The sequence below is a fragment of the Akkermansia muciniphila ATCC BAA-835 genome (assembly GCF_000020225.1).
GTDB lineage: Bacteria > Verrucomicrobiota > Verrucomicrobiia > Verrucomicrobiales > Akkermansiaceae > Akkermansia > Akkermansia muciniphila.
This window is the reverse complement of sequence record NC_010655.1, coordinates 1,336,647-1,348,115: the sequence shown is the minus strand read 5'-3', so window position 1 is coordinate 1,348,115 and position 11,469 is coordinate 1,336,647. Positions and strand designations below refer to the sequence as shown.

The following is an 11,469-nucleotide window of genomic DNA, read 5'->3' as shown; positions in this document are numbered from 1 at the left end:
CATTCCCCTCCGACAAACCAGGAACACAGCCCGTGTCCCGGCAGGCGCTCCCGCTACGGAAATGTCTGGACTCCCATCGGATATATGACGCAATCAATATAAGCCGTTCATTATAAAATTCCATTTTGTTCATATCTGGTCATTTACCACCCTATAAACCATCAAAATTTTTGGACTCGCCTCAACCGGGAAAACATTCTACTATCCTCAGGAAGCTTCACATATTGTATGAGTCTGCATATTGAAAGTACTGAAAATGCCCTTGCGGAATTGAAGAAGCAGCGGACCAAGACACTAACCGCCGCCATTTCCGTCTCCTTCCTCGGCATCGCCCTCATGGGCCTCCTCCTCTACCTGGTGCACATCATCGTGGCCGTTCCGGAAGATCCCCCCATGGTCGCCTACGCCACCCAGGAAGGCGACAACCCGGACATCGACACGCCGGAAGTTACCCAGACCACCCAGCGCCCCAGCAGTTCCTCCACCTCCGCGCAGGTGAAGGTCATCGCCGCTGTCGCCACGGCGGACGTCGCGGTGGTCAACCCGGATATTGAGGTGGACGTCCCCTCGGAAGAACTCTCCATGGGCATCGATATCGGCGACGGCTTCGGCACCGGCACGGGCGACGGAGACGGGGGAGGCATTCCCGGCATCATCTCCAAGCGCTGCGATTTGAACGACCGCATGAAGCGCATTACGGAAAACGGGGGCACCCCGCAGTGTGAGGAAGCTGTAGTCAAATCCCTCCGCTGGCTGAAAAAACAGCAGAATAAAGACGGTTCCTGGGGCGGGGCTCCCCATAATTACAAATGCGCCATGACAGGGATGGCTCTCCTCTCCTACCTGGCCCACTGCGAAACGCCTCTTTCCGAAGAATTCGGGGAAACTGTCCTGAAGGGCATCTCTTTCCTGGTGGATCAGGGCATGAAAAATCCCGTTCTCTCCCTGGTTCCCCAGAGGAACGAAGTCAGCTATGACCACGCGGTAGCCACCTATGCCCTGTGCGAAGCCTACACCTTCTGCAAGCAGATGGACATCCCCTCTATCTCCAATCTGGAAAAAGTCGTCATAAAGGCCGTTGATAAGATTGTGGACAATCAAAATACCGACGGCGGCTGGGCCTACAATTACAACACGAAGGCGGGCGCTCATACGGACCTTTCCGTCACCGGATGGAACGTACAGGCCCTCAAGGCCGCCGAACATGGCGGCATCCGCCCCTCCAAAGGCGAAATACGCACGGCCCTGCGCAAAGCCGCGGCCTATTGCCGGAAATGCGGCAAGCCCGACGGCCTCTTCACCTACATGCAGGAAGGCAGGGAAGACGCCGCAGCACGTCCCTCCCTGGTGGGCGTAGGCGTTCTTTCCCTTCAAATGTGCGGCAACGGTTCGGACAGCGCCGCCCGCAAGGGTCTGGACTGGATGCTTAAGAACACCAACCAGCCGTTTAACTGGAAGGCGAACAATACTTCCTCCAACCTCTACCAGCACTATTACGGGGTACAGGCCGCCATGAACCGCGGAGGAGATGTATGGAAAGCGTACAACAAGGCCTTCCGTGATTCCACCCTCGGAGCCCAGGCCACCGATGGAAGCTTCACCCCGAACGGATTCCCGGGACCGGGGGGTCTCGTGAACAGCAATGGAGGTTCCATCAATGACAAAATTTACCGCCAGTGCCTCGCTACGCTGATGCTGGAGGTGTATTACCGCTTCCTTCCCGGCACGGGGGAAGGCACCAGGAATTCCTAATCTGATTGACAGACAGGCGTGTCTGGCTTTAGTATGCTGCCAGCCTTGTAAACAGGCAGGCCAGCAATACATACCTGTACAGGGCAATTCTCCCCATTTTTCAGAAATGCGGGAGTTTTTGCCTTGATGCTAACCAGACACCTCCCTCTATGAGTCTCCACATTGAAAGTACTGAAAATGCCCTTGCGGAATTGAAGAAGCAGCGGACCAAGACACTGACCGCCGCCATTTCCGTCTCCTTCCTCGGCATCGCCCTCATGGGCCTCCTCCTCTACCTGGTGCACATCATCGTGGCCGTTCCGGAAGATCCCCCCATGGTCGCCTATGCCACCCAGGAAGGCGACAACCCGGACATCGACACGCCGGAAGTTACCCAGACCACCCAGCGCCCCAGCAGTTCCTCCACCTCCGCGCAGGTGAAGGTCATCGCCGCCGTCGCCACGGCGGACGTCGCGGTGGTCAACCCGGATATTGAGGTGGACGTCCCCTCGGAAGAACTTTCCATGGGCATCGACATCGGCGACGGCTTCGGCACCGGCACGGGCGACGGAGACGGGGGAGGCATTCCCGGCATCATCTCCAAGCGCTGCGATTTGAACGACCGCATGAAGCGCATCACGGAAAACGGAGGCACTCCGCAGTGCGAGGAAGCCGTAGTCAAATCCCTCCGCTGGCTGAAAAAACAGCAGAACGGCAACGGCTCCTGGGGTGAAGGACAATTCCGCGCTTCCATGACCGGCATTTCCCTGCTGGCCTACCTGGCCCACTGTGAAACCCCTCTTTCCGAGGAATTCGGAGAAAACGTCCTGAAAGGCATTTCCTTCCTGGTGGACTTAGGCATGAAAAACCCCGTCCTTTCGGAACAGCCCGCCCTGAAGGAAATCTGTTATGACCACGCGGTAGCCACCTATGCCCTGTGCGAAGCCTACACCTTCTGCAAGCAGATGGACATCCCCTCCATCTCCAATCTGGAAAAGGTCGTCGTAAAAGCCGTGGACAGGATTATTGACGCCCAGTGCCCCAACGGGGGTTGGGGCTACAGCTACAACAACAAGATTAATCCGGACATCGACCTTTCCGTCACCGGATGGAACGTACAGGCCCTCAAGGCTGCCGAACACGGCGGCGTCAAGCCTACCAAAGGGGAAATCCGCTCCACGCTGCGCAAGGCCTCAAGCTACGTGCGCAAGAACGTCATGCCGGACGGTAAGTTTTCCTATAAGGAAAACGGCAATATGCCCCGTTCCTCCCTGGTAGGCGTGGGCGTGCTTTCTCTGCAAATGACGGGCAACGGCTCGGACAGCGCCGCCCGCAAGGGTCTGGACTGGATCAAAAACAATGTCAAAAACCTCCAGTGGGGCCAGGGAAGCGGCACGGAAAACGTCAAGAGCAATCTCTACATGCATTACTACTGCGTGCAGGCTGCCATGAACCGCGGAGGAGACGTATGGACCTCTTACAACAAAGCATTCCGGGACGCCGTGCTCAGCGGCCAGAATGCGGACGGCAGTTTCCGGAAAAATGACGTAGGATACGTTTCCGGCATGAGCAATAAATCTGAAAACATCTACCGCCAGTGCCTGGCAACGCTGATGCTGGAAACCTATTACCGTTTCCTGCCTGGTACGGGGGAAGGCACCAAGAACTCCTGAGGCATCCCTCCGAATAACGAAAAGAGCGCCGCGGGAAAAGGTTCTGCATGCGAGAAAACGAACCTTCTTCCGGCGGCGCGCAAATTAAATCCTGACTTGACCGCAGAGGTTTCTCTTGTTATTCATATGGTTTCCATTTTCTAACGACGTGAATAACAATTCTTCCATCCTTTTCGGCCTTTTTGATGAATTTCTTTGGATCCGGTGTTCCGGACGCGGAAGTTTTGCCAATAGTCCGACTGTCAAATCCCTGGGGGACGATTACATCGCTTCCGGAGGGCGTCTGATCGTCATTGATCTGGAAACTTGCTCCGGCATTGACTCCACCTTCATGGGCACTCTTGCGGGCCTGTCCCGACGGCTGCTTCCCATCGGGGGATCCGTCCAAATCGCTTCCCCGAGCGAACGCTGCCTGAGCGCCCTGGAAAGCCTGGGGCTGGACGCCCTGCTCAGCATTGAACCGCCCACAGCCCCCTGGAGGGGAAAAGTAGAGCAGATACGTGCCGCCCTGGGTACTGAAAATGCCCCTTCCGTTCACTTGGATGCCAAGGAGCAAACTCTCCACGTTCTCAACTCCCATTTGACCCTGAGCGAAATGAGCGAAGAGAACGAAGAAAAATTCCGCAACGTAACCGACTGCCTGAAAGAAGAATTGGAACGGCAGAAAGATCAATAAAAATACCTCCCCTCCACATGGACCTGCGCTCCATGGCCTCCCTGTATGAGGAAGCCCTTTCCGCAGCAAGGGAAGAAGGGCCGGCCGCCGTCAGGGAACATTCCGTTTCCAATCATTCCGCCCTTCCGGACGAGCGGACTCTTCAGCTTCTTCTTCTGGAAGGAGTATTCGGAACCTCTTTTACGGATGATTCAGGCAGGGACGTTCACATTCTGGATTTCGGGAACTGGAATAAATCCGCCGGACCGGACTTTCTAAACGCCAGGATATGCATTAATGGCGTCCCGCAATCGGGAGATATCGAACTGGATCCCGCGCCGGAAGACTGGGAACGCCACGGGCACGGTTCCAACCCGGGGTTTAACGGCGTTATCCTGCACCTCGCCTGTGCGCCCAGCCGCAGGAAATGGTTCACCCGCAATGCCAGGCATGAACGCGTTCCTCTGGCTGTCATTCCCCCCGCTACGCTGGCGCGGTCAGGAACATCCCCTTCCGGCAACGCCCCGGTACGCCACTGCCGCCACTCCGGACTGCTGGCATCCATGGCTCCGGAGTTTCTGGAAACACTCCTCCAATCAGCGGCAGCCTACAGGTTCCGGAACAAGCACCGCCGCCATGCGGAACGCGCCAAATACGCAGGAGAGGAACAGGCCCTTTTTGAAAACCTGGCGGAAACGCTGGGCTATCACGCCAACAAAACCGCCATGCGCCACCTGGCCCTGCGGGCGCCCCTGCGTTCCATCCGGAACTGTCCGGAAGCCCTGCTTTTCGGTACGGCGGGCTTCCTCCTTCCCGTTCTTCCGGCCTCCTGCACACCGGAAGCCGTAGAACTCCACAAAAAACTCTGGGCTCAATGGTGGCCCCTGCGGGCGCAATTTGAACTGGCACCGGACCGCTCCTTTCCCTGGACGTATTCCGGCAACAGGCCGGCCAACCATCCGCAGAGGCGCGTAGGGGCGCTGGCCGTCATCACAGCAGATTTTGATGCGTTTAAGCGTCTTTGCCTTGCCGGACATACGGAAGAGCTGACGAAGTACCTCTCCTCCCTTACACACCCCTACTGGAGTACCCATGTAACGCTTCCTTCCCCACCGTCTCCCCGCCCCATGGCCCTGATGGGCCGGGATAGAATTCTGGACTTCATCATCAATCACCTTCTCCCGATGAAAGATGACGAACATGCATGGAAGCATTATCTTTCCCTCCGGGCCGGACAGGCGGGAACAAAAGTCCTCTCCGTCCACCAATCCCTGCTGGGCGGCAGGCCGGATGCACACGCCTTTCTTGCGAAAGCCTGGCACCACCAAGCATTGCTTCAAATTCACGAAGACCTGTGTTCCCTCCATTCCTGCGCCATTTGCTCCCTGCTCAGGCAGATGGAAAAGAAATGAGAGCGCAGCCCTTCTTTCCTTAAGACGGGGTGAAGAACCGCCCCCTGCGAAAACCCTTCCCAATCTTTACATCCCGAGAGGAATTCCTTCTTTCGGAACGCGCCATTCAGCAAGCTCCTCCTTTGAAACAAATAACGTCCCTTCCGCAAAGGTCCGGGATAAAAAAGGCTCCCAGCCCTAACGAAAGGACTGGAAGCCATGACTATTTTTAGTTCCCGAACTAAAACTGGATTATGGATTTCCTTTTTTACCTGGCCGCGGGCTGCGAAGATCCCGCTCCCGATTTCAGCGGCAGGGTTTTCATGCGGGTCATCTTCCCGTTAACGCGCACGGGCAACACCTTGGGTTGGGCGGAATACAACTTCACGTTGCTTACCTTGCCGTCCTTCCAGGAAAAATCCACCGTGACGTTGCCCCGGGCTTTCAGCCCTTTCACGGAACCTTCAGGCCACGCTTCCACGGGAGAGGGCATGATGTCCAGGCCCCCGGCATGGGATTGCACCAACATTTCACAAATGCCGCCTACAATGCCGAAGTTGCCGTCCATCTGCATAGGGGGATGAGTAGTCAGCATATTCGGCAAAGTGTTGAATTTCAAGAGTCCCTGAACCATTTCATGAGCCTTGTTCCCCTCGCCCAGGCGGGCCCACAGAGCCGTGCGCCACGGCCACGTCCAGGAACGGCGGCTGTCTCCGGTCGTGCCGCGCCATTCCAAGGAAAGGCGGGCGGCTTCCGCCAGCTTGGGCGTCTTGAGCTTGCTGATCTGGTTGCCGGGGAAAACGGCAAAAAGGTGGGACGTATGGCGGTGGTCCGTCTTGGGAATGCGGTCAATCATCCATTCCTGAAGATTCCCTTCCTTGCCTATCTTGTTGCCGGCCAGCCTTTTCAGCTTGCCCTCCAGGCTCTTGGCCCAGGCGGCGTCCTTGCCCAGAATGCGGGCGGCTTTGATGGTATTGGAGAAAAGCTCCGCAATGAGCTGCTGGTCATGCATCACACCGTCTTCACGCGGCCCATGTTCGGGAGACCAGCCATTGGGAGCCACCAGAGTTCCGGCTTTCACATCGGCCAGATCCTTCTTCTCCTCTTCGCTCGGATCCTTGCCGTTTGTCTTGAACCCTTCGCCCCCGGCTCCCAGTTCCTTCAAATGGTCTTCCCAGAAATGACAGATTTCCTTCATCAGGGGATACGCCTGTTTTTCCAGATACTTTCTATCACCGGTAAATGCATAATGTTCCCATATATGCAGCGCATACCAGGCCGCACCGGGAATGTTCCACTGCCAGCCGTTGCCACCGAAGATATTCTGGGAGGTGCGCACCGTCCAGCCGCGCACGGGTTTACCGTCCTTGGTATTGAACCCCTTGTTCGCCTGGGAAGCGTCCCGGCAGCCGGGGGCCATTGCCTCCACATAATTGACCAGGGCCTCATGGCATTCGGAAAGATTGGCGGGTTCCGCCCCCCAATACGCCATCTGGACGTTGATGTTGTTATGGTAGTCGCAGGCCCACGGCGGTTTGACATAATCGTTCCACAACCCTTGCAGGTTGGCCGGTAGCGTGCCGGGCCGGGAACTGGACAACAGCAGATATCGGCCAAACTGGAACATGGTTTCCTCCAAATCGGGGTCTGCCGGATTTTTCTTATAGGCCTCCAGACGTTTTGGCGTAGGCAGCTTGGCTACATCCTCCTCCGTTTTTCCGAAGTTGACCTTCACCCGGTCAAACATGGACTTGTACTGGGAAATGTGGGCCTGTTTCAGGGCGGCATAATCCGCAGAAGCGGCTTTGGCCGCATAACGGTCCAGCTTCCTGGAGGGAGATTCACCCTTCCAGTCCTTTTTATAATCCATCAGGTAATCCGTCTCCATGGCGATGACGACCATGCAGGAATCCGCATTTTTCACGGAAATTTTATCTCCCGAGGCAGAAAGCGTACCGCCTTTGGGACGGATCAAAACGCGGCCTTCATAATTCATGCCGTTTTTCAACATCCCCTTCCAGGTGATGACGGATCCCTTGGCGGAAATATCTGCTCCAAGCTGGCTGTTAACGGAAAAATCCGCGCTGAATTGGCCGGGTTTGCTGGCTTTATAATTCAGCACCAGGACGTTGGCAGGCGTGCTGGAGAATGCCTCCCGGTCATACGTTACGCCGTCCGCCTTGTAATTCACTTTATGAATGCCGTCCCGGAGATCCAGGGAGCGCGTAAAATCTTCCACAGACAGGGAAGCCGGTTGGTCGCCTTTTTTAAAGTCCACAAACAAATCCCCAAAGGGAAGATAGTTGCCGAACTGGTTCGTTCCGGCATCAGGCCCGTAACCGTACCCTCCCCCCGGATTGGCACCTCCGGACCAAAGGCTGATTTCATTCAGGGCCAGCCGCTCGCGGCCGGGAGCGCTGAAAATCATGGCTCCAACGCGACCATTGCCAATGGGATACCCCTCCGCTTCCCAGACGGAGGCAGGCTTTCTGTACTTGCCAAAACTGCCCTCGGAATTTTTGTCTTCCTGCGGATAAACAACTACGGCCGGTTCATCAGACCAGATCAAATTGGAGGCGGAAGGCTTATCCAGAGCCCCCCACCCGAAAGAAACGGCACTTACCGCCACGGCAGATAAATATAGAGATTGGAAATGCATGCTTTAATAAACAATGTCACATATTTACTGCCTTCGCAACCTCTATCTTTCAGCCATTCCGAACTTATCGGCCGCCACATGACGGATTCTTTCCCCCATTATTTCCCTCCCGGCCCAGGGACGCTTCCTCCAATGGCGGCGAGAACAGTAAATTTCCTTGTCTTTAAAAATGACGCTCCTACTTTGGCATGTATGTTGAAACGACTTCTCTCCGCATTTTTTTCTCTGTTCTTTCTGGGAGCGGCCTCCGGGACATCCTTTGCGGAAGTCACCGTTCCGGACGCCCTGAAAGACCGGATTGCTCTGAAAAAAACGGCCCGTCAGCTCAATATCGTTTATTTTCTGGGCAGTGATACGGAACCCGTTCCGGATTATGAACGGCGCCTCAGCGAACTGCTCCTTTACCTCCAGCAGTTTTACGGCAAGGAAATGCAGCGGCATGGCTATGGCGCGCGTTCCTTCGGCCTGGACATCAAATCCCCAGGCCGCGTGAACATCATTGAATACAAGGCCAAAAATCCGGCGGCCCATTATCCTTATGAAAACGGAGGCGGCTGGAAAGCGGCCCAGGAACTTGACGAATTTTTCAAAGCCCATCCGGACAGGAAAAAAAGCCAGCACACGCTCATCATCATGCCCACCTGGAATGACGAAAAGAACGGCCCCGACAATCCCGGCGGAGTTCCCTTTTACGGCATGGGGCGCAACTGTTTCGCCCTGGATTATCCGGCCTTCGATATCAAACACCTGGGGCAGAAAACAAGGGAAGGAAGGCTGCTGACCAAATGGTACGGAGGCATGGCCCACGAATTGGGGCACGGCCTTAATCTGCCGCACAACCACCAAACCGCCTCGGACGGTAAAAAATACGGCACGGCCCTGATGGGTTCGGGCAATTACACGTTCGGGACCAGTCCCACGTTCCTGACCCCGGCCAGCTGCGCCCTGCTGGATGCCTGTGAAGTGTTTTCCGTCACCCCGTCCCAGCAATTCTACGAAGGCAAGCCGGAAGTGGAGGTCGGGGACGTAGCCATTTCTTTTAAAGGAGACCAGATTCTGGTTTCCGGCAATTATAAAAGCCCCCAGACCGTCAAAGCTCTGAATGTTTACATCCAGGATCCTCCTTATGCGGTCAACCAGGACTATGACGCCGTTTCCTTCTCCCGGCGCCTTGGAAAAAAGAGCGGGAAATTCTCCATGAAAATTGACAAAAAAGAGCTGGAAGGATTGAACAATAACGAATTCCGCATTTCCCTCATGTTCATTCTCGCCAACGGGCTGCACATGCAGAAGCATTTCACGTTCCATTGGGACGCTCTCCAGGATTACAGGGACGGAAGCAAATCCTGAACGCATTTTCCATGCGCGGGCGGAGGCCGCCACAATCACGGCCTCCGCACCTTGCGGAGCCTTATTCTTTCAAACTGGTGCGCCAGCCGGAAGCGTGCTGATAGTAATAAACCGCTTCCCTTTCCAGCTCTTTCATCCGCCCGTCCGGCTCAACGGCCTCTCCGTCCCGGAAAAATTCCACTCCGCGCTGGGGTTTGAGCACCACCATGTCTTTCCCCTTCAAATAGCCGATATATTGGTAATTGCTCACAAAATACCGGGATTGATAGGAAGGCTTCAAGGCATCCTTCCCATAAAAGGCCGCATCATACGGCCAGTTCAACAGCCCCAGCAGGGTGGGCAGCACGTCAATCTGGCTCACGGGAGTGTCCCGCCGTTCCGGTTTCAGCAGAGCCGGAGCGTAGAAAATGGAAAAAATGCGGTGCGTTTCCGGATTGAGGGCCTGCTTTCCCGCGCTCCCGGCGCCGTGGTCTCCTACGAACACGAACAGCGTGTTGTCAAACCAGGGTTTGGTTCTGGCCTCCTCCACAAAGGCGCCTACCGCATAATCCGCGTATTTCACGGCCCCCATGCGCCCCGTGTGGGAAGGAATGTCAATGCGCCCTTCCGGATACGTGTAGGGGCGGTGGTTGGACGTGGTAAACACCACCTGCAAAAACGGCTTGCCGCGTCCGCAGGATTCATCCGCCTCCCGTACGGCGCGGCGGAACAAATCTTCATCGCAAACGCCCCAAATGGTGGAATGGGTCACCTCGGAATCAGCCATGGAATTACGGTCCAGAACCTGAAACCCGTTGTTCCCGAAAAAATAATTCATGTTGTCAAAATACCCGTAGCCGCCGTAAATCCATTTGAGATCATATCCCTTGTCCCTGAATATGGAACCTATGGTCTGCAAATGCTCGTTTCCTTCCTGGCGAAGGATGGACATGCCGGGAAGCGGCGGCAGGGATGTGCTGATTGCTTCCAGACCGCGTACGGAACGGGTGCCCGTGGCATAAGTATTCGGGAAAAAAATGCCTTCCTTTCCCAGACGGCTCAGGCACGGAGTGACGTCAGCCCCGTCTTCCCGGCACTCGTTCAAAAATTCCGCTCCCATGCTCTCCATGACCACAACCACGACATTCGGGCGGATAGCCCCCTCGGAAGGACGCACCTGCCTCTTTACGCTGCCGGACGAAGCCTCCGGCACGGACGTGTCATCCGCCGTGAACTCCCGGGCCAGAAACGCCGCCGCTTCCGCATCCGGCAGCGTCCGGTAATAAGCGCGGTAATCCAGTTCATTCTTGAGAAAGGCGCTGAACAGGCTGTAAAGGCCATCCTTGGCCATTTCCGAATTATAACGGTTGTTCACGGCATCCGCATCCTTGATATCCACCAGCCAATATCCCCCCGTGACGCAGGCCAGCAGGAACAGCACCACACAGCCCCGTTTCCATCCGGCGGGAACCGCCCCGTTCCTGGGAAGCAGGAACCTCTTCATTCCCCAGGCGGCCAGAACGGACGCCGCCAGAATGCCGCCCAGAATAGGAATGATGGGATAGGACTCGTAAATATTCCCGATAACCTCCTTGGTGTAAACCAGGTAATCCACCGCAATGAAATTGAAGCTGGCTTCAAACTCGTTCCAGAAAAAGGCTTCCGCCACATCTTCAAACAGATTGGCGAGCACAAACAGGAAAAACCATGCGGAGGTGAGCCACCTGTCCGCCTTCCCTCCTGCTTTCCCGCGCGGCAGAATCCACAAATAAACGGCATAGGGAATAAGCCAGTAGCACATGGTGACGGCAAACTCCGTCACAAAAACGTACGCCGTTTTCAGGAGGGGAAGCAACCCGAAATCCATGTTGCGGTATTCGAAAAATACCGTAAACAGATTTTCCACCGCCTCAATGCCGAACGCAAACAGGAGGAACGGCCAAAACCTCCCCCAATAATAACGAATCATCGCTACCGGAAATATGACAGCCGGAGCATGCCGTCAATGCTCCATCACAACATCACGGTGAT

At 55.8% G+C, this 11,469-nt stretch carries 7 protein-coding genes; 5 read left to right on the top strand and 2 right to left on the bottom strand.

The window, feature by feature from the left end; translation table 11 throughout:
- Nucleotides 1–228: 228 nt before the first annotated feature.
- The 4 genes from AMUC_RS06015 to AMUC_RS06000 all read left to right on the top strand — a co-directional run bounded on the left by AMUC_RS06015 (nt 229) and on the right by AMUC_RS06000 (nt 5,471).
- The gene (locus AMUC_RS06015; protein WP_012420165.1) at nt 229–1,752 is read left to right on the top strand and encodes a prenyltransferase/squalene oxidase repeat-containing protein; all 1,524 of its coding nucleotides are present in this window, start codon (nt 229–231) and stop codon (nt 1,750–1,752) included.
- Nucleotides 1,753–1,901: 149 nt separating this feature from the next.
- A complete protein-coding gene (locus AMUC_RS06010) occupies nt 1,902–3,404 on the top strand; it encodes a prenyltransferase/squalene oxidase repeat-containing protein (RefSeq protein WP_012420164.1) in 1,503 nt (500 codons plus the stop codon).
- 148 nt (nt 3,405–3,552) lie between these two features.
- The gene (locus AMUC_RS11995) at nt 3,553–4,080 is read left to right on the top strand and encodes an STAS domain-containing protein (RefSeq protein WP_012420163.1); all 528 of its coding nucleotides are present in this window, start codon (nt 3,553–3,555) and stop codon (nt 4,078–4,080) included.
- Nucleotides 4,081–4,097: 17 nt separating this feature from the next.
- Nucleotides 4,098–5,471 (top strand): DUF2851 family protein, encoded by a 1,374-nt coding sequence (locus AMUC_RS06000; RefSeq protein ID WP_012420162.1) that lies wholly within the window; start codon nt 4,098–4,100, stop codon nt 5,469–5,471.
- A 247-nt stretch (nt 5,472–5,718) separates the two neighbouring features.
- Here the strand turns inward: AMUC_RS06000 and AMUC_RS05995 are convergent, their stop codons facing one another.
- Nucleotides 5,719–8,109 (bottom strand): glycoside hydrolase family 95 protein, encoded by a 2,391-nt coding sequence (locus AMUC_RS05995; protein WP_012420161.1) that lies wholly within the window; start codon nt 8,107–8,109, stop codon nt 5,719–5,721.
- Between the two features lie 192 nt (nt 8,110–8,301).
- Here AMUC_RS05995 and AMUC_RS11990 point away from each other — a divergent pair, with 192 nt between their 5' ends.
- A complete protein-coding gene (locus AMUC_RS11990) occupies nt 8,302–9,459 on the top strand; it encodes a metallopeptidase domain-containing protein (protein ID WP_012420160.1) in 1,158 nt (385 codons plus the stop codon).
- Nucleotides 9,460–9,520: 61 nt separating this feature from the next.
- On the opposite strand, the gene AMUC_RS05985 is transcribed toward AMUC_RS11990, so the two are convergent.
- Entirely contained in the window at nt 9,521–11,407 is a 1,887-nt protein-coding gene (locus AMUC_RS05985) for an LTA synthase family protein (protein ID WP_012420159.1), read from the bottom strand.
- Nucleotides 11,408–11,469: the final 62 nt, after the last annotated feature.

Bases quoted from the DNA above. Each gene is read 5' to 3' on its own strand.
- AMUC_RS06015 (WP_012420165.1), top strand. From the start codon at position 229: ATGAGTCTGCATATTGAAAGTACTGAAAATGCCCTTGCGGAATTGAAG.
- AMUC_RS06010 (WP_012420164.1), top strand. From the start codon at position 1,902: ATGAGTCTCCACATTGAAAGTACTGAAAATGCCCTTGCGGAATTGAAG.
- AMUC_RS06000 (WP_012420162.1), top strand. From the start codon at position 4,098: ATGGACCTGCGCTCCATGGCCTCCCTGTATGAGGAAGCCCTTTCCGCA.
- AMUC_RS05995 (WP_012420161.1), bottom strand. From the start codon at position 8,109: ATGCATTTCCAATCTCTATATTTATCTGCCGTGGCGGTAAGTGCCGTT.
- AMUC_RS11990 (WP_012420160.1), top strand. From the start codon at position 8,302: ATGTTGAAACGACTTCTCTCCGCATTTTTTTCTCTGTTCTTTCTGGGA.
- AMUC_RS05985 (WP_012420159.1), bottom strand. From the start codon at position 11,407: ATGATTCGTTATTATTGGGGGAGGTTTTGGCCGTTCCTCCTGTTTGCG.